Origin of the sequence: Nocardioides silvaticus (assembly GCF_003160695.1) — a bacterium.
Taxonomy (GTDB): domain Bacteria; phylum Actinomycetota; class Actinomycetes; order Propionibacteriales; family Nocardioidaceae; genus Nocardioides; species Nocardioides silvaticus.
On sequence record NZ_QGDD01000007.1, the window covers coordinates 207,090 to 229,350 of the forward strand.

22 protein-coding genes are annotated in these 22,261 nt (G+C 72.9%); 17 read left to right on the forward strand and 5 right to left on the reverse strand.

Annotation, left to right across the window (positions count from 1 at the left end; all coding sequences use genetic code 11):
- The first annotated feature begins 192 nt into the window (after window positions 1–192).
- The 11 genes from DJ010_RS15985 to DJ010_RS16035 all read left to right on the forward strand — a co-directional run bounded on the left by DJ010_RS15985 (window position 193) and on the right by DJ010_RS16035 (window position 12,367).
- On the forward strand, window positions 193–498 hold the full coding sequence (locus DJ010_RS15985; protein ID WP_146207371.1) for a hypothetical protein: 306 nt from the start codon (window positions 193–195) through the stop codon (window positions 496–498).
- Between the two features lie 56 nt (window positions 499–554).
- Window positions 555–1,823 carry a geranylgeranyl reductase family protein gene (locus DJ010_RS15990; protein WP_109695530.1) on the forward strand — a complete coding sequence of 423 codons (1,269 nt, stop codon included), beginning with the start codon at window positions 555–557 and terminating at the stop codon, window positions 1,821–1,823.
- A 41-nt stretch (window positions 1,824–1,864) separates the two neighbouring features.
- Window positions 1,865–2,740, forward strand: a complete 876-nt coding sequence (locus tag DJ010_RS15995) for an NUDIX hydrolase (RefSeq protein WP_109695532.1) — start codon at window positions 1,865–1,867, stop codon at window positions 2,738–2,740.
- Between the two features lie 205 nt (window positions 2,741–2,945).
- Complete coding sequence (locus DJ010_RS16000; protein WP_109695534.1) at window positions 2,946–4,232, forward strand: hydroxyacid-oxoacid transhydrogenase; 1,287 nt, start codon at window positions 2,946–2,948, stop codon at window positions 4,230–4,232.
- A gap of 54 nt (window positions 4,233–4,286) precedes the next feature.
- Window positions 4,287–7,064, forward strand: a complete 2,778-nt coding sequence (locus DJ010_RS16005) for an FAD-binding and (Fe-S)-binding domain-containing protein (RefSeq protein ID WP_109695537.1) — start codon at window positions 4,287–4,289, stop codon at window positions 7,062–7,064.
- Between the two features lie 92 nt (window positions 7,065–7,156).
- Window positions 7,157–8,395, forward strand: a complete 1,239-nt coding sequence (locus DJ010_RS16010; RefSeq protein WP_109695539.1) for an SAM-dependent methyltransferase — start codon at window positions 7,157–7,159, stop codon at window positions 8,393–8,395.
- Entirely contained in the window at window positions 8,392–9,417 is a 1,026-nt protein-coding gene (locus DJ010_RS16015; protein ID WP_109695541.1) for a hypothetical protein, read from the forward strand. Before DJ010_RS16010 ends, DJ010_RS16015 begins: the two co-directional genes overlap by 4 nt.
- Window positions 9,418–9,454: 37 nt before the next feature.
- Window positions 9,455–9,772, forward strand: coding sequence for a DUF1905 domain-containing protein (locus tag DJ010_RS16020; RefSeq protein ID WP_245927617.1), 318 nt, complete (start codon window positions 9,455–9,457; stop codon window positions 9,770–9,772).
- Between the two features lie 28 nt (window positions 9,773–9,800).
- Window positions 9,801–10,802 carry a DNA topoisomerase IB gene (locus DJ010_RS16025; RefSeq protein ID WP_109695545.1) on the forward strand — a complete coding sequence of 334 codons (1,002 nt, stop codon included), beginning with the start codon at window positions 9,801–9,803 and terminating at the stop codon, window positions 10,800–10,802.
- Between the two features lie 17 nt (window positions 10,803–10,819).
- Window positions 10,820–11,311, forward strand: a complete 492-nt coding sequence (locus DJ010_RS16030; protein ID WP_109695547.1) for an O-acetyl-ADP-ribose deacetylase — start codon at window positions 10,820–10,822, stop codon at window positions 11,309–11,311.
- A 45-nt stretch (window positions 11,312–11,356) separates the two neighbouring features.
- Entirely contained in the window at window positions 11,357–12,367 is a 1,011-nt protein-coding gene (locus DJ010_RS16035) for a phosphatase PAP2 family protein (RefSeq protein WP_109695549.1), read from the forward strand.
- Here DJ010_RS16035 and serC read toward each other — a convergent pair.
- Entirely contained in the window at window positions 12,346–13,479 is a 1,134-nt protein-coding gene (gene serC, locus DJ010_RS16040; protein ID WP_211318828.1) for a phosphoserine transaminase, read from the reverse strand. The two genes, DJ010_RS16035 and serC, sit on opposite strands and share 22 nt — an antisense overlap.
- Before the next feature lie 106 nt (window positions 13,480–13,585).
- On the opposite strand from serC, the gene DJ010_RS16045 reads away from it, so the two are divergent.
- Together DJ010_RS16045 and DJ010_RS16050 are read left to right on the forward strand one after the other, a co-directional pair.
- Entirely contained in the window at window positions 13,586–14,068 is a 483-nt protein-coding gene (locus DJ010_RS16045) for a GNAT family N-acetyltransferase (protein ID WP_109695551.1), read from the forward strand.
- Between the two features lie 65 nt (window positions 14,069–14,133).
- The gene (locus tag DJ010_RS16050; RefSeq protein WP_109695553.1) at window positions 14,134–14,571 is read left to right on the forward strand and encodes a hypothetical protein; all 438 of its coding nucleotides are present in this window, start codon (window positions 14,134–14,136) and stop codon (window positions 14,569–14,571) included.
- 34 nt (window positions 14,572–14,605) lie between these two features.
- Here DJ010_RS16050 and DJ010_RS16055 read toward each other — a convergent pair whose 3' ends face one another.
- Both DJ010_RS16055 and DJ010_RS16060 read right to left on the reverse strand, forming a co-directional pair.
- Complete coding sequence (locus tag DJ010_RS16055; protein WP_109695555.1) at window positions 14,606–15,469, reverse strand: ABC transporter permease; 864 nt, start codon at window positions 15,467–15,469, stop codon at window positions 14,606–14,608.
- Window positions 15,466–16,371 (reverse strand): ABC transporter ATP-binding protein, encoded by a 906-nt coding sequence (locus DJ010_RS16060; protein ID WP_109695699.1) that lies wholly within the window; start codon window positions 16,369–16,371, stop codon window positions 15,466–15,468. The genes DJ010_RS16055 and DJ010_RS16060 overlap by 4 nt, the downstream gene beginning before the upstream one ends.
- Window positions 16,372–16,501: 130 nt before the next feature.
- Here DJ010_RS16060 and DJ010_RS16065 point away from each other — a divergent pair, with 130 nt between their 5' ends.
- The 3 genes from DJ010_RS16065 to DJ010_RS16075 are packed head-to-tail and all read left to right on the forward strand — an operon-like array spanning window position 16,502 to window position 18,851.
- Window positions 16,502–17,569 carry a sensor histidine kinase gene (locus DJ010_RS16065; protein WP_158283031.1) on the forward strand — a complete coding sequence of 356 codons (1,068 nt, stop codon included), beginning with the start codon at window positions 16,502–16,504 and terminating at the stop codon, window positions 17,567–17,569.
- Window positions 17,566–18,228 carry a response regulator gene (locus tag DJ010_RS16070; RefSeq protein ID WP_109695559.1) on the forward strand — a complete coding sequence of 221 codons (663 nt, stop codon included), beginning with the start codon at window positions 17,566–17,568 and terminating at the stop codon, window positions 18,226–18,228. The genes DJ010_RS16065 and DJ010_RS16070 overlap by 4 nt, the downstream gene beginning before the upstream one ends.
- Window positions 18,229–18,281: 53 nt before the next feature.
- Entirely contained in the window at window positions 18,282–18,851 is a 570-nt protein-coding gene (locus DJ010_RS16075; protein WP_146207372.1) for a VldE C-terminal domain-containing protein, read from the forward strand.
- 219 nt (window positions 18,852–19,070) lie between these two features.
- Here DJ010_RS16075 and DJ010_RS16080 read toward each other — a convergent pair whose 3' ends face one another.
- On the reverse strand, window positions 19,071–20,171 hold the full coding sequence (locus DJ010_RS16080; protein ID WP_109695563.1) for a citrate synthase 2: 1,101 nt from the start codon (window positions 20,169–20,171) through the stop codon (window positions 19,071–19,073).
- 58 nt (window positions 20,172–20,229) lie between these two features.
- Between DJ010_RS16080 and pdxH the strand changes: the two genes are divergently transcribed.
- Entirely contained in the window at window positions 20,230–20,901 is a 672-nt protein-coding gene (gene pdxH, locus DJ010_RS16085; protein WP_109695566.1) for a pyridoxamine 5'-phosphate oxidase, read from the forward strand.
- Window positions 20,902–20,922: 21 nt separating this feature from the next.
- Here pdxH and DJ010_RS16090 read toward each other — a convergent pair whose 3' ends face one another.
- Window positions 20,923–22,155 (reverse strand): protein kinase family protein, encoded by a 1,233-nt coding sequence (locus DJ010_RS16090; protein ID WP_109695569.1) that lies wholly within the window; start codon window positions 22,153–22,155, stop codon window positions 20,923–20,925.
- Window positions 22,156–22,261: the final 106 nt, after the last annotated feature.

The window sequence follows — 22,261 nt, forward strand, 5'->3', positions numbered from 1 at the left end:
ACGTCGCTCGCTGCGCTCGCTCCTACTCGACGACCGAAGGGGCGTCTCGATACGTCGCTCGCTGCGCTCGCTCCTACTCGACGACCGGGGGACGACCGAGGGGACGGCCGACGGCCGGGGCGGCGCGGGCTACTCGACGACCGACGGGGTACCGGCACGACGATGGACGAGGCCCGACGAGAGGAGAGCGGCATGGCGAGCGAGGCTGCGTTCCCGGAGAACGACGAGGTTCCGGTCGAGGACGCGCTGGAGCAGGCGCAGGACGCGGAGCCGGAGGACGACCCCGCCGAGGACTACCCGCCGGACGCCGTCGGGTTCGACGGGTCGCCGGTCGAGGAGATCCTCGCCGACCGCAAGGAGCGGCTCGACCCGGACAACCGGCCCGAGAACTCCGAGGTGTCCAACGCCGGCCGGGAGTTCGACAGCGAGAAGGGCATGTTCACCGACCAGCCCGGCTACGAGGACGCTCCGAAGATCTACGACGACGACGAGACCTGAGCCCCCCGGCCCGGACTGATTCGTCGGTCCTCGGGCCGGGCTGAGAAGATGGCCGGGTGACCACTCCGCAGCGCACCGACGTGCTCGTCGTGGGCGCGGGCCCGGCGGGCTCCGCGGCCGCGGCATGGGCTGCGCGCCTGGGTGCGGACGTCGTGCTCGCGGACGCCGCGGTGTTCCCCCGCGACAAGACGTGCGGCGACGGGCTGACGCCCCGCGCCATCGGTGAGCTCGACCGGCTCGGCCTGACCGACTGGGTGCGGGCGCACACCGTCAACCAGGGCCTGCGGGCCCACGGGTTCGGGCAGACGCTGCACCTGCCGTGGCCGGGCGGCAACCTGCCCGACTGGGGCAGTGCGATCGCGCGCACCGAGCTCGACGACTACCTCCGCACGACCGCGATCAAGGCGGGCGCGACCGGGATCGACGGCGCGCGGGCGGTCGACGTGCGCTGGGACGGTGGCAAGGTGGCGGCCGTCGTGTTCGCACGCGGGTCCCGCGGCGGCGAGCGGTTCGAGATCGAGTGCGAGCGGCTGGTGGTCGCCGACGGCGTCCGGTCCCCGCTCGGGAAGGTGCTCGGCCGCGAGTGGCACCGCGACACGGTGTACGGCGTCGCCGGCCGTTGCTACGTGTCGTCGACGAAGCCGGACGATCCGTGGATCAGCTCGCACCTGGAGCTGCGCGGTCAGGATGGCGAGGTGCTCTCCGGCTACGGCTGGATCTTCCCGCTCGGCACCGACGCCGGCGGGGTCAACCTCGGCGTCGGCACGCTGGCGACGGCGAAGCGGCCGGCCGACGTGGCGATCAAGCCGCTGATGGGCTTCTACGCCGACGAGCGGCGCGAGGAGTTCGAGCTCGGCGACGAGCTGCGGATGCCGACGTCCGCGCTGCTGCCGATGGGCGGCGCGGTCTCCAACGTCGCGGGTCCGAACTGGGCGCTGATCGGCGACGCCGCCGCCTGCGTCAACCCGCTCAACGGCGAGGGCATCGACTACGGCCTCGAGACCGGTCGGCTCATCGCCGAGCTGATGGTCTCGACGGGCTCGACCACCGGTGGGGCCGACCTCGGCGTCATCTGGCCGGCGGTGCTGCGGGAGCACTACGGCGAGGCCTTCTCCATCGCCCGGCGGCTCGCCGGGCTGGTGACCGTGCCGCGGCTGCTCCCGGCGCTCGGCCCGGTCGGCATGCGCTCGGACCTGCTGATGACACTGGCACTGCGCTGGATGGGCAACTTCGTGACCGACGAGGACCGCGACCGGGCCGCGCGGGTGTGGCGCTGGGCCGGGCGTCGCTCGATCGCCCGGGACGCCCGTCCTCCTTTCGCCTAGGCACGAAGGTGCCAGCCTCTAGTCTGGGGCGGGGAGGACCCATGGGGCAGCAGGTGCAACGGCTGGCGGCGTACGCCGTCATCGTCCGCGGCGACCGCATCCTCCTCAGCCGGCTCGCCGAGCGGGTCACGAAGCACGAGCTGTGGACGCTGCCGGGCGGCGGCGTCGACCACGGCGAGGACCCGCGAGCGGCCGTCATCCGTGAGATCTACGAGGAGACCGGGCTGCACGCCGAGGTCGGCGAGACCGCCCACGTCTTCTCGATGCACCTCTCCGACACCTGGCGCCGCGGCCGCCGCGTGGACGCGCACTCCGTGCGGATGGTGTACGACGGCTGGGTGGCCTCCGACGCCCCCGACCCCCGGGTCGTGGAGATCGACGGCTCGACCGCCGACGCTGCCTGGCAGCCGATCGCGGACGTGCTCGACGGCACCCTGCCGACCGTCGGCCTGGTCACCGAGGCGCTGGCCGTGCTGCTGCCGTACCGGCGCCAGCGGGTGGCCGCCTACGCCTACGTCGAGCGGGACGGCGCCCTGCTGCTGACCCGCAACTCCGCCCTCGGGCCGCACCCCGGCGTCTGGACCCTGCCCGGCGGCGGCATCGACCACGGCGAGTCCCCGGGCGCCACCGTGCTGCGCGAGCTGCAGGAGGAGTGCGGGCTCGACGGCGAGCTGGGTGCGCTGCTGACGGTCGACGACCACCACTTCACCGGCACCGCCCCTACCGGCCGCCGCGAGGACTTCCACGCCATCCGGATCGTCTACCGCGCCACGGTGCCGGACGGCGCCGAGCCGCGGGTCGTCGAGGTCGACGGGACGACCGACGCGGTGGCGTGGGTGCCGATCGCGGAGGTCTCCGCGGACGAGGAGTCCTACAGCAGTCTTGTTCGCGCTGCGATTGCGGCTGCGGGGGATTGAAGGAGTCCGCTGCGCGGGGCTTCGCATTCGTGTGTGGGGCGGCCCTCCCGCTCCGGCCGGAAGCGGGCCGCCCCGGACCCGTTCGCGGGGTGGGTCGTCCCCTGCTCCTCGACCGGGCGCGGCTGCCCCAGCTGGTCGAGCAACGGGTCGGTGGTTCGACCGCGAGATCGCGTTGATTGATCGGGCGCGCACTAAGTTGGGCGACGTGGATCTCGACAGGCTCGATCATCGGGAAAGTGTCTTCACCTATGCAGCACCGGCGCTGAAGTTCGGGCGGGGGGCGTCGCGCGAGCTCGGGTACGACCTGACGACGTGGGGCGTGCGACGGGTGCTGCTGGTGACCGATCCCGGCGTCGCCGCGGCGGGGCACCCGGCCGCGGTGGCCGAGGCGCTGGTCGAGCGCGGCCTGTCCGTCACGACGTACGACGGCGCCCGTGTCGAGCCGACCGACGAGTCGCTGAGGCACGCGGCGGAGTTCGCGCGGGCGGAGGGGCCGTTCGACGCGGTGGTGGCGGTCGGGGGCGGGTCGTCGATCGACACCGCCAAGGCGGTGGCGCTGCTGGTGACGAACCCCGGCGAGCTGATGGACTACGTCAACGCGCCCGTCGGGAAGGCGCGCGCGCCGGAGCAGCCACTGCTGCCGCTGGTCGCGGTGCCGACGACGACCGGCACCGGCAGCGAGAGCACCACGATCTGCGTGATGGACGTGCTGGCGCTCAAGGTGAAGACCGGCATCAGCCACCCGGCGCTCCGGCCGCGGCTGGCCGTCGTCGACCCGGACCTCAGCGCCACCCAGCCGGCGGGGGTGACCGCGGCGGCGGGGATGGACATCCTGTGCCACGCGCTCGAGAGCTACACCGCCCGGTGGTACGCCGACTTCGACGCGAAGACGCCCGAGCAGCGGGTGCCCTACTGCGGCTCCAACCCGATCGCCGACCTGTGGTCGGAGCGGGCGCTCGGCCTGCTCGCCGGTGCCTTCCGCGACGCCGTGCGCGAGGGTGGGATGGCGCCGGAGGTGGCCGAGCAGATGGCGATGGCGGCGACGTTCGCGGGGCTGGGGTTCGGCAACGCCGGCGTGCACATCCCGCACGCCAACGCCTACCCGATCGCCGGGCGGGTGCGGGACTACCGCCCTGCGGGCTACCCCAGCGACGAGCCGATCGTGCCGCACGGGATGGCGGTCGCGCTGACGGCGCCGGAGGCGTTCCGGTTCACGTTCGACGCCGCACCCGAGCGGCACCTACGGGCGGCCCGGCTGCTGGACCCGGCCGCCGAGGGCGACGGGCCCGACGTGCTGCCGCGCACCCTGGCGACCCTCATGCGCGACATCGGGCTGCCCAACGGTCTGGGCGAGGTCGGCTACGGCGAGGCCGACGTCGACGACCTGGTCGCGGGCGCCGTCCAGCAGCAGCGACTTCTCGCGACCGCCCCGAAGCCGGTCACCGACGACGACCTGGCGGGGATCATCGGGTCGTCGATGCAGCACTGGTGACCACGCCTGCGGTCGGGTGCGAGCGCGCGCTCCCGGCCGACTAGATTTGACCGGGTGAGCGACCCCCGGAGCCTGGTGGCCGAGCTGGCCCGCCGGGGCGTCGAGGCCGACGACTCCGCCCTGACCCGCGCCCTCTACTCCTCCGACGCGTCGATCTACCGGGTGCTGCCCGCCGCCGTCGCCCGGCCACGTCACCGCGACCAGCTGGAGGCGGTGCTCGAGGTCGCCGCGGCGGCGGGGACGTCGGTGACCATGCGCGGGTCCGGTACGTCGATCGCGGGCAACGCCGTGGGCGAGGGAATCGTCGTCGACACCCGTCGCCTGGACCGGGTGCTCGAGATCGACCCGGACGCCCGCACCGCGCGGGTCGAGCCGGGCATCGTGCACGCCGTGCTGCAGCGGGCCGCAGCACCGTACGGCCTGCGCTACGGGCCAGACCCCTCCACGCACACCCGCTGCACGATCGGCGGCATGGTCGGCAACAACGCCTGCGGCTCGCGGGCGTTGGGCTACGGGCGGTCGGCCGACACGGTCGTGGCCGCCGACGTGGTCTGGGGCGACCGGACGGCGAGCGCGGCGGAGGTCGAGGCCCGGCTGGCTTCGGTCGTCGCGGAGGAGCTCGGGCACGTGCGGACGTCGTTCGGGCAGTTCACCCGGCAGGTGTCGGGCTACTCCCTGGAGCACCTGCTGCCCGAGCGGCTGTCGGTGCCGAAGTTCTTCGCCGGCTCCGAGGGCACCCTCGGGCTGCTGCGCGAGGTCACCGTGTCACTGGTGCCGGAGGAGGAGCGAAGCCTCCTCGTGCTCGGCTACCCGTCGATGGTCGAGGCGGCCGACGCGGTGCCGTTCCTGCTCGGCGCGGTCGCCGGCGAGGCCCGGATGGTCGCGTGCGAGGGCCTCGACGCGCGGATCGTCGACCTGGTGCGCGCCCGGGGGGGCTCGGTGCCCGACCTGCCGCAGGGGAGCGGCTGGCTCTTCGTCGAGATGGCCGGACCCGAGCGGCTGCCGGCGCTCGCCGCGCTCGAGACGTCGGCCGGCGCGCTCGACTCGTTCGTCGTCGGCTCGCCCACCCAGGCGGCGGCGCTGTGGCGGATCCGCGAGGACGGCGCCGGCCTGGCCGCACGCAGCCTGTCGCGCCCGGCGTACTCCGGCTGGGAGGACGCCGCCGTGCCGCCCGCCCGGCTCGGCGCCTGGCTGCGCGACTTCGACGAGCTCCTCCGCGAGCACCGGCTCGACGGCGTGCCCTACGGCCACTTCGGCGACGGCTGCGTGCACGTGCGCATCGACTTCGACTTCTCCGGTGGTCCGGCGGCGTTCCGCGAGTTCCTCGTCGCGTGCGCCGAGCGTCTGCGCGAGCACGGCGGCTCCCTGTCGGGCGAGCACGGCGACGGCAGGGCCCGGTCGGAGCTGCTGCCGCTGATGTACGACGAGACGTCGCTCCGACTGTTCGCCGCGGTCAAGCACGCGGCCGATCCGGCGGGGCTGCTCAACCCCGGCGTGCTCGTCGAGCCGCGGCCGCTCGACGCCGACCTGCGGCCGGCCCGCCCGGTGACGCCGGTCGGCTCGGTGCTGGCACTCGCCCACGACGGCGGCTCGCTGGGCGCAGCGGTGCACCGGTGCACGGGGGTCGGGAAGTGCGTAGCGCCGTCGCCAGCGGGCGTGATGTGCCCGTCGTACGTCGCCACCGGCGACGAGAAGGACTCCACCCGCGGCCGTGCCCGGGTGCTGCAGGAGGCGCTGACCGGAGCGCTGCCCGGCGGGGTCGAAGACCCTGCCGTGCACGAGGCGCTCGACCTGTGCCTGTCCTGCAAGGGCTGCTCCTCGGACTGCCCGACCGGCGTCGACATGGCGACCTACAAGTCCGAGGTGCTGCAGCAGACCTACGCCGGGAAGCGACGGCCGCGGTCGCACTACCTGCTCGGGCGGCTCCCGCGCTGGGCGCGGCTCGGCGCACCGGTGGCCCGCGTGAACAACGCGGCGCTGCGGGTCGGCCCGCTCGCGTCGCTGGCCAAGGCCGCGGCCGGGGTCGACCAGCGGCGGTCGCTGCCGACGTTCGCCACGAAGCGGCTGCGCAGGCTTGCGGCCACCTCGACGATCGAGCAGGTGCGCGGCCGCGCCGGCGGCGTCGACGTGTGGGTGTGGGCCGACTCGTTCACCGACCACTTCCGCACCGCGCCAGGACTGGCCGCGATCGAGTTCCTCGAGGCGTCCGGCCTGCGGGTGCGGGTGATCGGCGACCGCGCCTGCTGCGCTCTGCCGTGGATCACGACCGGCCAGCTCGATGCCGCACAGCGGATCGTCGGGAAGGCGGTGACCGCGCTGGCGCCGTACGTCGACTCGGGCGTGCCCGTCCTCGGCCTCGAGCCCTCGTGCGTAGCGGCGCTGCGCTCCGACGCGGCCGAGCTGGTCGACGACCCGACGGCTGCGCGGGTCGGCGCGGGCGTGCTGACCTTCGCCGAGCTGGTGACCCGGCTCGGCCTGCCGCTTCCCGACCTGAGCGGCGTCGCGGTCGTCGCGCAGCCGCACTGCCACCACTCCTCGGTGCTCGGCTGGGCCGCCGACCGCACCCTGCTCGAGCGAGCCGGGGCGACGGTGACCGCGGTGCCCGGGTGCTGCGGGCTGGCCGGCAACTGGGGCGTCGAGAAGGGGCACTACGAGACCTCGGTGGCGATCGCCGAGTCGCACCTGCTGCCCGCCGTCCGCACCGCGCGGGAGGTCGACCCGCAGACGGTGGTGCTCGCCGACGGCATGTCCTGCGCGCTCCAGCTCGACGACCTCGCCGGCGTGCAGGCGCTCCACCTCGCCGAGCTGCTCGCCTCTAGGCTGGAGGGGTGAACCCGCGCCACCGCCGACTCGTGATCCCGGTCGCGTTGGCGGCGCTGCTCATCATCGTCGTCGTCGCGGCGATCCTCGGATGACGGGCTGAGATGGCGTCGGTGACCGAGTCGCTCGGCGAGGGCCTCGCCCGGGTCCGGGAGCGCCTCCTCGACGCCGAGGGGCTGCTGCGCGGGCTCGCGACGGGCCGGCAGAAGGGCGCGCAGCCGCCGTGGCGCCGGGTCGAGCTGCGATGGGTGGACCTCAAGGCGGGACCCCACCTCCAGGTCGTGCGGTACGACGCCACCCAGGCTCACACCTCCAACCACCTCGCCGGCGAGGCGGCCGGGGCCGCCGTCGACGCGCTGCTGGCCGAGCCGTTCGGCAACTGGCACGTCGAGACGACGAGCGAGGTGCTGCAGCTGCGGGTCACGAAGAAGCTCGAGGCGATCACCCACACGAAGGTCTCGGCAGGCTCGACGACCAGCGGAGGTGCGGCCCGGGTGGACCGCAGCCACGACCGGGAGAAGGCGCGGCTGTTGCCGAGCGACGACCCGGTGCTGACCGCGCTCGGGATCGCCGACGCGGAGGGGCGGGTCAAGCCGAGCCGGCAGGCGAAGTACCGCCAGGTGGAGGAGTTCGTGCGGATCCTCGACACGACGATCTCCGACGCGATCGGCAAGCAGCTGCGGCGGCCGACCGCCGACGACCCGCTGCGCATCGTCGACCTCGGCTGCGGCAACGGCTACCTGACGTTCGCCGCGCACCGGTACCTCACCGAGCACCGCGGGCTACCGGTGCGACTGGTCGGCGTCGACGTGAAGGAGCAGTCCGCCGAGCACAACAGCCGGCTCGCGGCCGACCTCTCGATCGAGGCCGACTTCGTCGTCGGCACCATCCACGGCGCCGAGCTGCCCGAGCGGGACCGGCGCCCGGACGTCGTGCTCGCGCTGCACGCGTGCGACACGGCCACCGACGAGGCGCTCGCCCGGGCGGTGGGCTGGCGGGCGCCGGTGGTGCTGGCCGCGCCCTGCTGCCACCACGACCTCGCGGCCCAGCTGCGCACGGCGCCGACCCCCTCGCCGTACGCCTCCCTGACCCGGCACGGCATCCTCCGCGAGCGGTTCGCCGACACGATGACCGATGCCGTGCGGGAGATGTTGCTGCGGCTGCACGGCTACCGCGTCGACGTCATGCAGTTCGTCGAGAGCAAGCACACCCCGCGCAACACGCTGCTGCGGGCGGTGCGGACGGGGGCGGCGCCGGAGCCCGCGCTGCGGCAGGAGTACGACGACCTCGTCGCCGCCTGGCAGGTCACACCGCGCCTCGACGTGCTGCTCGGAGCCGGGTGAGCCGGTTGGAGAAGCTGCTCGCAGCCCTGGCCGTCCTGCCGTTCGGCCTCGGGCTCTCCGCCAGCGGTCCGGCCCCCGTCGAGGGCGAGGTCGTCTTCGCGTTCGCCGACCCGGACATCGTCGAGTCCAGCGGGCTGATCGCGCACGACGGGCTCTTCGCGACCGTCAACGACTCCGGCGACGGGGGGCGCGTCTTCACCGTCGACCCCGCCGACGGCGCGACGGTGGCCGAGACGACCTGGGACGGCGCGCCGGCCGATGTGGAGTCGATGGCGCTGACGCCGGAGGGTGACGTCCTGGTCGGTGACACCGGCGGCAACATCTCGCCCCGCGACTCCGTCGAGGTCTACCGGGTGCCGTTCGGCCAGGACGGCGCGGTCGACCCGACGACGTACGAGCTGACCTACCCCGACGGCACCCACGACAGCGAGGCCCTGCTCATCCACCCGGGGACCGGGCAGGTGCTGGTCGTGGCGAAGGAGTTCATCGGCCGCCTCTACGCCGCCCCGCTCGACCTCGACCCCGACCGTCCGAACCGGCTGAAGGAGCTGGACGACGAGGTGCTGCCGATCACCACCGACGGCGCGTTCTTCCCCGATGGCAACCACCTCGTCCTCCGCGGCTACGTGAAGGCCGCTGTCTACACCTGGCCGTCCCTCGACCAGGTCGGCGAGGAGTTCTACCTGCCGGACCAGGAGCAGGGCGAGGGCATCGCCGTCGGCGACGACGGCAGCGTCTACCTCAGCTCCGAGGGCACGAACAGCGAGGTGCTGCGCATCAGGCTGCCGGCCGAGGTGCGGGACGCGATGGCCGGCCCCGAGCCCGAGGAGAAGCCCGACCGGGACCGTCCCGACCGTGATGACCCTGCCGACGAGGGCGGACCCGTCTCCGACGAGACCCTCGACGGCGACCCCGGCCACGACTCCTCCGACGTCGCCCGCCCCCTCTGGCCCTGGGCCGTCGGCGGGATCGTCGGGGTCGTGGTGCTCGTCGTGCTGATCCGGTCGCTCCGGCCGCGCTAGCCCCGCGGTGTCGGCGACAGGTGCCACGATGCAGGGCGTGAGCACGCCGAGCCCGACCTACGACTTCACGGCGCCGTTGTGGCGCTGGGAGGCCAAGGACGAGGCGACGTCGGGTGCGTGGTTCTTCGTCAGCCTGCCGTTCGAGGTCTCGGACGAGATCGAGGTGGTGGCGGCGCCGGGGACGGGCTTCGGGAGCGTGCGGGTCGAGGTGACGATCGGTGCGACGACGTGGCGGACGTCGGTGTTCCCGAGCACCGAGCAGAAGACCTACGTGCTGCCGGTCAAGAAGGCGGTACGGGCGGCGGAGGGGCTCGACGAGGGCAGCGCGGCGCGTGTGACGTTGTCGCTCGTCTGAGGCGCTCGCGAACGGTTACCTTCGGGCCGTGCCCGTGCTGCGCCGTACCTCTCCTGACCAGCCCGGTTGGTCCCGTCGGCGTGCCGGCAAGGGGTGGGTCTTCCTCGACCAGGACGGCAACCGGCTGACGGGGGAGGACGCCGAACGCTGCAAGGCGCTGGTGATCCCGCCGGCGTGGCGAGACGTCTGGATCAGTCCCTACCCGCGCGGCCACCTGCAGGCGGTGGGTACCGACGAGGCCGGGCGGCGGCAGTACATCTACCACCCGGCGTGGGTCGAGCAGCGGTCGGCGGAGAAGTACGACCGGGTGCTGCGGTTCGGGCGGCGGCTGCCGAAGGTCCGGGAGCAGGTGCTCACCGACCTCGCGATCGGCAACGTCTGCGACCGGGTGGGGTGCGCGCTCGCCGTACGCCTACTCGACCTCGGCTACTTCCGCATCGGCAACGACGTCTACGCCGAGGAGAACGGATCGTTCGGGCTGACGACCCTCGAGCGCCGGCACGTACGGCGACAGCGGGACCTGCTCGTCTTCGAGTTCACCGGGAAGTCCGGCGTCGAGCACCGGATCGAGGTCGACGACCCGCTGGTGATCGACCTGCTGGACAGGATGCGGCGCCGCCGGTCGACGACCGACCAGACGCTGCTGTGCTTCCAGGTCGGCCGGAAGTGGCGCTCGCTGACGCCGGACCTGGTCAACGACTACCTGCGCGAGGCCACCGGGATGGACGCCTCGGCCAAGGACTTCCGCACGTGGCACGCGACCGTCCTCGCCGCGGCGGCGCTGGCCGAGGCGCCGGGTCCGGAGGCGAGCAAGACCGCGAGGAAACGGGCGGTGACGGCGGCGATGCGCGAGGTCGCGGAGTACCTCGGCAACACGCCGACGCTCGCGCGGTCGTCCTACGTCGACCCTCGGGTCATCGACGCCTACGAGGAGGGCGACACCATCCGCAACGCCGTGCGGAAGAAGTACGACGGCCCGGACGAGCGGCAGGCGGCGCTCGAGCGCGCGGTCCTGCGGCTCATCGGCTGACGTGGCAACCTGACGCCATGGAGCTCGAGGTCGTCGAGGGAGACATCACCCAGCAGCAGGTCGACGCGGTCGTGAACGCCGCCAACCGCGGCATGCGGGGCGGGGGAGGTGTCGACGGGGCGATCCACCGCGCGGGCGGTCCGGCCGTCCTCGAGGACTGCATCCGGCGGTTCCCGAACGGACTCGCGACCGGCGATGCCGGTTGGACGACCGCGGGCGCGATGCCCGCGCAGTGGGTGATCCACGTGGTCGGCCCCAACCACAACGCCGGCGAGCGGGACCGCTCGTTGCTGACCTCCTGCTACAAGCGGGCGCTCGAGGTCGCCGACGAGGTGGGCGCGCGCTCGGTCGCGTTCCCGTTGATCAGCGCCGGCGTCTACGGCTGGCCGAAGGAGGATGCCGTCGCAGCGGCCGTCGACACCCTCCGTGCGACCCCGACCGAGGTCGAGCTGGCGCGGATCGTGGCGTTCGGCGGGTCGACGTACGAGCTGGTCCGCGGGTATCTCTGAGCGCAGCACCGGCCGGGTCAGTACCCTCCTCTCCGGAGGTGACGCATGACCCTGGAAGCCGATCCGGAGGCACAGGCCGCGCAGTCGGCGCTGTCGGCGCAACCGGCGAAGTCGGGTGCCACGGTCACGCCCGCGCGGTTCGACGCGGTCCGCGTCCTCGGCATCCTCACCTACGCGGTCGGCCTGGCGGCGTACATGTACTTCGGCGGACTGCCCCGGCAGGGCTACCAGGTCGTCATCATCCTCTGGCTCGCCACGGTCGCCTGGGACGTCCGCCGGCCGGTGCAGGAGCACCTCGCGTTCATCCGTGACTGGTGGCCGCCGTTCCTGGTGCTGCTCGTCTACCTCTACAGCCGCGGCATCTCCGACGACCTCGGCATCTTCAGCGTCCACTTCACCGAGCCCATCGAGGCCGACCGCTGGCTGTTCGGCGGCACGCTGCCGACCGAGTTCCTGCAGCAGCACCTGTGCGGGGTGCCGTGCCGGCAGTCGCTGACGCCGGCGTGGTACGACGTCGTGCTCACCACGGTCTACTACTCCCACTTCTTCGCGGCACTGGCGATCGGCGCGTTCCTCTGGAAGCGCAACCGCGACGAGTGGGTCTACTACATGCGGCGCTACCTGACGATCATCTCGCTGTCGGTCGTCTGCTACATGGTCTACCCGATGGCGCCGCCGTGGATGGCGGCCCGCGACGGCTACCTCACCGACGACGTCGCCCGCATCACCGGTCGCGGCTGGTTCGACCTCACGGCGTCGGCGAGCAGCACCGACACCGCCCACCAGAACGTCTCGGCGATCGGCAACCAGGTCGCCGCGATGCCGTCGCTCCACTCCGCCCTGGCGATCTTCATCGCCTGGTGGGTGATCGCGCGGTTCACGAACCCGTGGCGGTGGACCGTGCTGCTCTACCCGGCGAGCATGCTCTTCTCACTCGTCTACTACGCCGAGCACTACGTGGTCGACGAGATCGCCGGCGGGCTGCTCGTCGCGCTCGTGCTGCCGTGCTGGGCGTGGTGGGAGCGCCGCCGCCGTCAGAGGTTCTCGACGACGTAGTCGATGCACCGCGTGAGCGCCTCGACGTCGGCCGGGTCGACCGCCGGGTACATCGCGATCCGCAGCTGGTTGCGGCCCAGCTTGCGGTAGGGCTCGGTGTCGACGATCCCGTTGGCGCGCAGCACCTTCGCGACCTCGGCGGCGTCGATCGCCTCGTCGAAGTCGATGGTGCCGATCACCAGCGAACGGTGGCTCGGGTCGGCGACGTACGGCGTGGTGTACGACGTGCGCTCGGCCCAGCCGTAGAGGTGGCCGCTCGACTCGGTGGTGCGCTCGACCATGCCCTTGAGGCCGCCCTGGCTGTTCATCCAGTCCAGCTGCTCGGCCATCAGGAACAGCGTGGCGACCGACGGGGTGTTGTAGGTCTGGTTCTTCGCCGAGTTGTCGATCGCGGTCGGCAGGTCGAAGAACGCCGGGACGTGCCGGTCGCTCGCTGCGATCCGCGCGGCCCGCTCGAGCGCGGCCGGCGACATCAGCGCGATCCAGAGGCCGCCGTCCGAGGCGAAGCACTTCTGCGGCGCGAAGTAGTAGGTGTCGACCTGGGTTAGGTCGACGGGCAGCCCGCCGGCGCCCGAGGTGGCGTCGATCAGCACCAACGAGCCGGTGTCGGCACCCTCGGGCCGCGCGACCGGCGCCATCACGGCCGTCGAGGTCTCGTTGTGCGCCCACGCGTAGACGTCAACGCCGGCCTCGGCGACCGCCTCGGGCCGGCTGCCCGGGTCGCTCTTGATGACCGACGGGGCGTCCAGCCACGGCGCCTGCTCGGCGGCCTTGGCGAACTTCGAGGAGAACTCGCCGAAGGACAGGTGCTGACTCTTGGCCTCGATGAGCCCGAACGTCGCGATGTCCCAGAACGCCGTCGCGCCCCCGTTGCCCAGCACGACCTCGTAGCCGTCGGGCAGGTCGAAGAGCGCGGCGAGGCCCTCGCGCACCCGGCCGACGACGTTCCTCACCGGCGCCTGTCGGTGCGAGGTCCCCATCAGCTCGGCCCCGGTCGCTGCGAGCGCGTCGAGGTGCCCGGTCTGGATCTTCGAGGGCCCGGCTCCGAACCGGCCGTCGGCGGGCTTCAGGTCTGCGGGGATCTGCAGGGCCGTGGTCTGGGCGTCAGTCACTGGTCAACCTTCTCATCGAGGGGACGGGTGCTGACGGCGCTGTCAGGAGACAACCAGTGTGACAGCCGCGTCACGGCGGTGATAAATCGATGTCCATGGTGGACAGATGACCGACGGGGTGGTCGAGCTGCGGGTCGTCGGGTACGGCGACCCGGACGCGACCGCGCTCGTCGCCCGGGTCCAGGAGGAGTACGTCCAGCGGTACGGCGGACCCGACGAGACCCCGCTCGACCCGGCCATGTTCGACCCACCCCACGGGCTGTTCCTCGTGGCCTACCTCGACGGGATGCCGGTCGGCACCGGAGCCTGGCGCCGTTCTCCGGTCCGCGAGCTCGGCGGGTCGTCGGCCGCCGAGATCAAGCGGATGTACGTCGTACCGGAGCAGCGCGGGCACGGCCTCGCCCGCCGGGTCCTCGCCGAGCTCGAGGCGACCGCCGCCGCCAGCGGTTACGACCTGATCGTGCTCGAGACCGGGCTAGCCCAGCCCGAGGCGATCGCCCTCTACGAGTCGTCCGGCTACGCGCGGATCCCCGGCTTCGGCCACTACGCCGCGAGCGAGCTCAACCGCTGCTACGGCAAGCGGCTCTGACCTGTGTCCGGTTTGTCCGCGGCGCGATTGGGCACCGGCCTCCCCGGAGGGAAAGGGAGAATCACATGGACACCTGGATCTGGATCGTCATCGCCGTCGCCGTGCTGGTCGTGCTGGCCCTCGTGGTGATGGCCGCGATGAGGGCGAAGCAGCGCAAGCAGCACGTGCACCGCAAGCGGGCCGCGGAGCTCCGCACCGAGGCGGCGCAGCGCGCCCCCGAGGTCAAGAAGGCCGAGGCCGAGGCCCAGACCGTCGAGGCAGAGGCCCAGCGGCTGCGTGCCGAGGCCGACCAGCTCGACATGGTCGCCGAGGAGCAGCGCCAGCACGTGCAGGCCGAGCGCGCGACGATGGACGAGCGGCTGCGTGAGGCTGACCGGCTCGACCCGGACGCACACGGCACCCACGGCACCCACGGCACTCACGACAGCACGGGCACGACGGGGCCGACGGGTGCCCAGCAGTCGCCCGACCCCACGCGAACCGGACCGACCCACCGCGCCTGAGGGCTACTACAACCACCGGGACCGCGGACTCGGCTCAGGCCACGTCCCGCCGCCGTACGACGACCACGCTGACGACGATCGCGAGCACGATGTAGCACGCGACGGTGATGGCCGCCTGGGGGCCGTCGACGGTGTCGAGGACGCCGGGCGTGCCGTCGCCGCCCTCCTGGACGCCGACCAGCGAGCCGACGAGGGAGCCGGCGGCAGTGCCGGGGAGCACCATCGTCAGGGCGTCGACCCAGTCGAGGAGCTGGCCGACGCCGCGCAGCAGGTTCTCGACGACGAGCGACCAGACCAGTCCGAGGCCGACCGAGAGGGCCGGGCCGCGGGCCACGGTGCCGAGCAGGTAGCCCACCAGCGCCCACATCTCCAGCACCAGGAAGCCGACGCCGAGGGACTCCAGGGTGGAGCCGAGCGCGGGCAGCACGACGTCCTGCGACTCGGTCGTCGCCACGAGCAGCGACAGCCCGAGGTCGAAGCCGAGCGAGACGGCCAGGGTCGCCACGACGAAGCAGGTCAGGGCGGCGATCGAGCCGAGCACCGCCCCGGTGCGCTGCGCGCCGAGCGAGAAGATCGTCTTCCAGGTGCCCCACCCGTAGCCGTTGCCGGCCACGATCGCGCCGAGCACCATCATCAGCGCGCCGCCGAACATCGGCATGCCCTGCAGGAACACGTCGGGCACGTTGACGGGCATCATCTCGGCGAGCAGTGACTCCTTGGTCGCGCCCTCGCTGGCGAACGTGTTGTCGCCGCTCGCGTAGGACAGGTAGGTGAAGAGGTAGCCGAACATCAGGCTCAGCGCGAGCCACGAGCCGAGAGTGATCCAGACGGCGGGCCACTTGCGCAGCCGGAGCAGCTCGGCCCGGGTCGTGGCGATGGTCGCAGTGGGCGTGCTCATGACAGGGGCTCCTTCTCGGGGAGGGTCGCGGCGCCGGCGGTCATCTCGAAGAAGACCTCCTCCAGGCTCCGCTCGGTGTGGGTGATCTCGTGGACGTCGATGCCGGCGGCCACGAGCTCGCGGGTGACGTGGGGAGCGGCGTCGGCCGGCAGGTCGAGCGAGAGTCCGTCGTGCGTACGCCGTACGCCGTCGTCGCCGGCGAGCCGCATCGCCACCGTGAGGGCCGCTGGCTCCGGGGTGGCCCGCACGTGCAGCGACGACCCGCCCCGCATCTCGGCGACCGTCGACTCCAGCAGCAGGGTGCCGTGGTCGATGACGCCGACCCGGTCGCAGATCTCCTGCACCTCGGCCAGCAGGTGGCTGGAGAGCAGCACGGTCTGGCCGCCGCGGGCCAGGTCGACGACCAGGGCGCGCATGTCGGCCATGCCCGCCGGGTCGAGCCCGTTGGTCGGCTCGTCGAGCACGATCAGCGCGGGGTCGCCCATCAGCGCGGCCCCGACCCCGAGGCGCTGCTTCATGCCGAGGGAGTAGCCCTTGTACTTGTCGGCCCCGCGGCCGGCGAGGTCGACCCGCTCGAGGACGCGGTCGACCTCGCTGTCGGGGAAGCCGCGGTAGCGGGCCATCGTGCGCAGGTTGTCGCGCCCGGAGAGGTAGGGGTGGAAGCCGGGGCCCTCGATGAGGGCGCCGACGCGGTCGACGTCGATGCTGGCCGTGCCGGCGGTGGGCCGGACCAGGCCGAGCAACATCCGCAGCGTGGTGGTCTTCCCTGCCCCGTTGGGGCCGAGGAAGCCGTACACCTCGCCGCGCTGCACGGTCATGCTGACGCGGTCGACGGCGACGCGGTCGCCGTACGTCTTCGTCAGCGCTTCGGTGGCGACCACCGGTGAGTGGGTCGTGTTCATGGGTCCACCGTGCCGCCGGCGGGGTCCGGACGCGTCCGCCGTCGCGCGGCTCCGGGCTACGCAGGTCTGCGTACGACAGTGCCGCCTGCAGGTGTACGTCACGGGCGACGGGTCCGCCTACGTTCGAGTCATGGATCTCTCCTTGCTCCTGCGCCGTTGGTGGCTGCTGCCCCTGGTCCTCGTCGTGACCGCTGGCTCGATCGGGACCAACCTCGGCCAGCCGTTGCCGATCGCCCTCGGCATCCTCAGCGCGCTGACGCTGTTCGTCGTCGAGCGGGCACCGGGAGCGGTGGTCGTCAACGGGCTGGTCGCGGGCTCCTACTTCGCCGCGGGCGGTGACAACGGACCGGTCTTCTTCACGATCCCGGTCGCCGCGCTCCTCGCCTCCCTGGCGTACGACGTGCGGCGGGTCGTGCTGTCCGTCGCGGCCTCCGGCGTCCTGGTGTGGGCCGGGCTGCTCCTGCGAGGGCTCCGGGAGTCCGAGGTCGACATCAGCTTCTGGCAGTCCTTCGGCGTGGGCGCCCTCATCGCCGCAGCGGTCGCCGTCGGGATCAGTGCGCGAACCCGCAGGGCGGCGCAGGCGGATCGTCAGCAGCGCGCCGTGAGCGAGGAACGGCTGCGGATGGCCCAGGACCTCCACGACGGCGTCGGCCACGGTCTCGCGGTGATCGCGATGCAGGCCGGAGCGGCCCTGCACGTCCTCGACCGCGACCCGGCCAGGGCCCGCGCCAGCCTGGAGGCGATCCGCGCGACCAGCAAGGAGTCGCTCGAGGCGCTCCGCTCCCAGCTCGCCGTGATGTCCACCGGCGCCCCGCGCCGACCCGGTGCGGGCCTCGCCGACCTCCCCGCCCTCTTCGACCGCGTCCGCGCGACGGGCCTGCGGCTCGACGCCGCCGAGGTCACACCCCTCGTCCACGAGGTCGCGCCCGCCGTCGGCGAGGTCGCCTACTTCGTCGCCCAGGAGGCGCTCACCAACGTGCTCCGGCACTCCGGCGCCACCGCCGCGGTCGTGGAGTGGGAGCGCCGCGATGACCGGCTGGTGCTCACCGTGCGGGACGACGGGCGCGGCGGCGCCGTGCAGGATGAGGGCATGGGCATCAGCGGGATGCGGTCCCGGGTCGAGCGGGTGGGCGGTTGGTTGCGGGTCGGGCCCGCGGCGGCGGGTGGGTTCGAGGTCGTCGCAGAGCTACCGGCATGAGCTCCCGGGGAACGATCAAAGTAGCGCTCGTCGACGACCAGCCGCTGGTCCGGATGGGACTGGCGACCCTGATCGACGCCGAGGCGGACCTCGAGCTGGCGGGTGAGGCAGGGGACGGGCGGGAAGCGCTCGGCATGCTGCGTCGTACTCATCCTGACGTGGTGCTCTGCGACATCCGGATGCCCGTGCGCGACGGTCTGGAGCTGCTCGCCGACGTCACCGCGGACCCGGACCTCGCCGACGTGCGAGTGGTGATGCTGACGACGTTCGAGCTCGACGAGTACGTCTTCGAGGCGCTCCGCCACGGCGCCAGCGGCTTCCTGCTCAAGGACGCCGAGCCCGGTGACCTGCTCGACGCGATCCGCGTCGTCGCGGACGGCGGGTCCCTGCTGGCGCCGTCGGTGACGCGGACGGTGATCGAGCACTTCGGCTCTCGGCCCGCCACCAGGCCGCACCCGCGGCTCGGCGACCTCACCGAGCGGGAACGGGAGATCCTCGGCTGGGTCGCCACCGGGCGGTCGAACGTCGAGATCGCGGACGAGCTGGTCGTCAGCCCCGACACCGTGCGCACCCACGTCAGCCGGGCGATGGTGAAGCTAGGTGCGCGCGACCGTGCTCAGCTGGTCGTCTGGGCTATCGAGTCCGGCCTTTCGTACTGACTCTCCGCGTTCCGCGGACGGGCCCGAGGCGCCGACCTACGGTGGGCCGCCTGATGAACGTCCGACGCCTCCATGCCCCCCTGCTCACCCTCGTGACGGTCCTCGCCGTCGGCCTGGGTCCCGCTGCTGCCGGACCGGCCCCGATCGAGGACTATCCGTCCTACCAGCCCGCCTCGCGCTGCGCGGCCAAGTCGAAGCCGGGGACGGTCGCGCTCGGCCGGTGGGTCGTGCGGAAGTACGGCGGCGGGTTCGGCGGAGTCCTCCGACGCTGCCACGGCCGCGGCTCGTCGGAGCACAACGAGGGCCGCGCGTTCGACTGGACCGTCTCGGTGACGAACCGCGCCGACCGCCAGCGGGTCCGGGCGCTCCTCGACGACCTGTTCGCCACCGACCGCGCCGGCAACGAGCACGCCCGCGCCCGCCGGATGGGCATCATGTACGTCATCTGGAACGACGAGATCTACTCGGCCTGGGACCGGTACGACCCCGAGCCCTACCTCAGCTCCGGCTGCCGCCGGGTCCGCACCTGCTCACCGACCCTGCGCCACCGCGACCACGTCCACATCTCCCTCACCCGCCGCGCCGCCCGCGGCGAGACCACCTGGTTCTCCTCCCGCCGTTGATTCGTCTCTCGTGGCGGGTCGAATCGTCTGTCGTGGTGGGTTGATTCGTCTCTTGTGACCGTTGAGTCGTCCCTCGTGGTGCCAGGTGGGCGACAGCGACGAATCAACCCACCACAAGCGACGAATCAACCGACCACAAGGGAGGATTCAACCCACCACAAGGGACGAATCAACCCACCACAAGACCCGATTCAACCCGCCACGAGACCCGATTCGACGTCAGGTCCAGTCGGGGTTCCAGCCCTCGACGGTGTCGGCGCCGCGGGCGGCGGGGCCGGTGTAGACGGCAGACGGGCGGATCAGGCGGCCGGTGAGCTTCTGCTCGAGGATGTGAGCGGACCAGCCGCCGGTGCGGGCGCAGGTGAACATCGAGGTGAACATGTGGGCCGGGACCTCGGCGAAGTCGAGGACGATCGCGGCCCAGAACTCGACGTTGGTCTCGAGCACCCGGTCGGGGCGGCGCTCGCGGAGCTCGGCGAGGGCGGCCTTCTCCAGCGCTTCGGCCACCTCGTAGCGCGGCGCGCCCAGCTCCTTCGCCGTACGACGCAGGACGCGCGCGCGCGGGTCCTCGGCCCGGTAGACGCGGTGGCCGAAGCCCATCAGCCGCTCGCCGGAGTCGAGCAGGTTCTTCACGTACGCGCTGGCGTCGCCGGACTTCTCGACGTCCTCGATCATCCCGAGCACCCGGGAGGGGGCGCCGCCGTGGAGTGGGCCGCTCATCGCGCCGATCGCCCCGGACAGGGCGGCGGCGACGTCGGCGCCGGTCGAGGTGATGACGCGAGCGGTGAACGTCGAGGCGTTCATGCCGTGCTCGGCGGCCGAGGACCAGTAGGCGTCGATGGCGTGGGCGTGCTTGGGGTCGGCCTCGCCGCGCCACCGGATCAGGAACTTCTCCGCGAGGGTCTTGCCCTCGTCGACGAGCCGCTGGGGCACGACCGGCTCGTGGATGTCGCGGGCCGACTGGCCGGCGTACGCCAGCACCATGACGGCCGCGCGGGCCAGGTCCTCGCGCACCTTCTCCGGCTCCGAGTCGTAGGTGTAGCGGATCCCGAAAGCCGGCGCGAGCATCGCGATCGCAGCCTGGAGGTCGACCCGCACGTCGCCGGTGTGCACCGGCAGCGAGAACGGCTCGGCCGGCGGCAGGCCGGGGGTGTACTTGCCGTCGATCAGCAGGCCCCAGACGTTCTCGAACGGCACCCGACCGACAAGATCCTCGATGTCGACCCCGCGGTAGCGGAGCGCGGAGCCCTCCTTGTCGGGCTCGGCGATCTGCGTCTCGAACGCGACGACGCCCTCCAGTCCGTGGTGTACCTCAGGCATCGCATCTCCTTCGCTCGCAGAATCACCGGCATTCTGCCGCACCGACTAGGTTCGGCCCATGGCCGGTGTCGACGAGAGCGATCTTGCAGCCCTGCGCAGGGAGTACGGCGAGGTCGGGCTGACCGAGGACGGGGCGGACCCGGACCCGTTCGCGATGTTCCGCCGATGGTTCGCCGACGCCCAGGCCGCCCCCGTGCACGAGCCGAACGCGATGATCGTCGCGACCGTCTCGCCTGACGGCCGGCCGGCCGCGCGAACGGTGCTGCTCAAGGGGCTGACCGACGACAGCGCCGGCGCCGACGGCGGGTTCGCGTTCTTCACCAACACCGCCTCCCGCAAGGGCGACGACCTCGCCCACGAGCCGCGCTGTGCGCTGCTCTTCCCCTGGCACCCGCTCGAGCGGCAGGTCCGCGTCGAGGGGGTGGCGTCGCGGTTGAGCGACGCCGAGGTCGCGTCGTACTTCGCCTCCCGCCCGCGCGGCGCCCAGCTCGCCGCCCACGCCTCGCCGCAGTCCCAGGTCGTCGCCGGCCGGGACGAGCTCACCGCCCGCTACGCGGAGGCGGAGGAGCGGTACGGCGAGGGCGAGGTCCCGGTGCCCCCGACCTGGGGCGGCTACCGGGTGCGACCGGAGAGCTTCGAGTTCTGGCAGGGCCGGTTCGCGCGGCTGCACGACCGGATCCGCTACCGCCGCACGGCGTCCGGCTGGGAGATCGACCGGCTCGCCCCCTGAGCCGAGGCGGCTACCCGTCGGTCAGGCCGCGGTCGCCCGGTCCGGGTTCCGCCGCTCGGTCGGGCAGACGTACCGGATCGGCGCCGAGGCCCGGACGCCGACCGGACTGATGATGGCGACCACGTCGCCGACGACGGAGTCGTTGCCGGCGAAGGTCAGGTCGAACGCCGCCCGCAGCGTGTCGTCGCCGTCGTCGACCGAGACCGTCTGGCTGTGGGCGACCCGGCCGTCGGGCAGTCGCCACCGCACCTGGAGGTCGCCCTCGCCGCCGTCGACCACGATCGTGATCGCGACGTGCATCGACGCGTGCGGGCACTGGGCGTGCGGTGGGGTGACCGAGACCGCGGCGCGCCGCACCTGCGGCGTCGTCGCGCCGGGGTCGCCCGCCGAGCTGCTCGGCGACAGCAGGAGGAAGGCGCCGCCGCCGGCCCCGGCGGCGACCAGCACGAAACCGGCCAGCACGACGAACGGCTCCATCACCTTGCGGACCAGCGTCCGGTCGCGCGTCGGCGGGCGCTGCCGCTGCCGCTCCTCGACGCCGTCGGGGATGAAGCGGAGCGGGACCGCGGGCTCGGGCGGGGCGGCGAAGGTCGCGGGCATCGACGCCGGCCAGCTGCCGAGCCGGATGACTTCCGGTCGCTCGAGCGGCTCGGGCTCGAGCGGCTCGGGATCGAGTCGCTCGACCTCGACCAGCGGACGGAGGGTCGACGTCCAGGACTCTGTCGGCACCTCGGCGAGCGACTCGAGCAGGGCGTGGGGCGCTGGGCGCCGGCTGAGGTCTCCCTCCAGCGCGTCGGCGAGCACGGCGGCCGCAGCGCCGGGCGGGTCGGTGAGCAGGGCCGCGGCGAGCTCCGCGAACGCGTGGTTGTCCTCCTGCCGCGCGCGACCGCGGCCGTTGCGCTTCACGGTCGGCGGAGCGTCGGGGCGGGCGAGGGCGGCCCGGCCGTCGGGGAGGACGAGGACCGTCGCCGGGCGCAGGTCGCCGTGGCCGACGCCCGTGGCGTAGACCGCGTCGAGGGTGGCGGCCACGTCGCGCAGGGCACTGAGCGCGGCGACCGCCGGGAGCGGCGAGGTCGCGACCAGGTCCGCCAGGGTGAGCGCCGGCAGGTCGTCGGTGCGCAGGGTGGGCGTCGTGCCGTCCGGGTCCAGCTCCCAGGCAGCGACCGGGTCCGGCGTCGGGCGGTCGGCGTGGCGGGACGCGCTGCGGAGCCGTCGCAGCGTCTCTCGACCGGAAGAGGTGATCGCGGAGCTCATTTTCGGGCAGGCCTTCGAGTGGGTTCCCTCCCGTAGGAGAACGGTAGGCGTCCGAGGCCACGGGTGGTGGGGAGTTTCATCGGTTCGTTACAGCGAAGTGACCGAA

Excerpts from the sequence above, each read along its gene's own strand:
- DJ010_RS16080 (WP_109695563.1), bottom strand. The coding sequence starts at position 20,171 with ATGCCTGAGGTACACCACGGACTGGAGGGCGTCGTCGCGTTCGAGACG.
- DJ010_RS16050 (WP_109695553.1), top strand. The coding sequence starts at position 14,134 with ATGGACACCTGGATCTGGATCGTCATCGCCGTCGCCGTGCTGGTCGTG.
- DJ010_RS15995 (WP_109695532.1), top strand. The coding sequence starts at position 1,865 with ATGGGGCAGCAGGTGCAACGGCTGGCGGCGTACGCCGTCATCGTCCGC.
- DJ010_RS16060 (WP_109695699.1), bottom strand. The coding sequence starts at position 16,371 with ATGAACACGACCCACTCACCGGTGGTCGCCACCGAAGCGCTGACGAAG.
- DJ010_RS16065 (WP_158283031.1), top strand. The coding sequence starts at position 16,502 with ATGGATCTCTCCTTGCTCCTGCGCCGTTGGTGGCTGCTGCCCCTGGTC.
- DJ010_RS16010 (WP_109695539.1), top strand. The coding sequence starts at position 7,157 with ATGGCGTCGGTGACCGAGTCGCTCGGCGAGGGCCTCGCCCGGGTCCGG.
- DJ010_RS16045 (WP_109695551.1), top strand. The coding sequence starts at position 13,586 with ATGACCGACGGGGTGGTCGAGCTGCGGGTCGTCGGGTACGGCGACCCG.
- DJ010_RS16030 (WP_109695547.1), top strand. The coding sequence starts at position 10,820 with ATGGAGCTCGAGGTCGTCGAGGGAGACATCACCCAGCAGCAGGTCGAC.
- DJ010_RS16075 (WP_146207372.1), top strand. The coding sequence starts at position 18,282 with ATGAACGTCCGACGCCTCCATGCCCCCCTGCTCACCCTCGTGACGGTC.
- DJ010_RS15985 (WP_146207371.1), top strand. The coding sequence starts at position 193 with ATGGCGAGCGAGGCTGCGTTCCCGGAGAACGACGAGGTTCCGGTCGAG.
- DJ010_RS16070 (WP_109695559.1), top strand. The coding sequence starts at position 17,566 with ATGAGCTCCCGGGGAACGATCAAAGTAGCGCTCGTCGACGACCAGCCG.
- DJ010_RS16090 (WP_109695569.1), bottom strand. The coding sequence starts at position 22,155 with ATGAGCTCCGCGATCACCTCTTCCGGTCGAGAGACGCTGCGACGGCTC.
- pdxH (WP_109695566.1), top strand. The coding sequence starts at position 20,230 with ATGGCCGGTGTCGACGAGAGCGATCTTGCAGCCCTGCGCAGGGAGTAC.
- DJ010_RS16035 (WP_109695549.1), top strand. The coding sequence starts at position 11,357 with ATGACCCTGGAAGCCGATCCGGAGGCACAGGCCGCGCAGTCGGCGCTG.
- DJ010_RS16055 (WP_109695555.1), bottom strand. The coding sequence starts at position 15,469 with ATGAGCACGCCCACTGCGACCATCGCCACGACCCGGGCCGAGCTGCTC.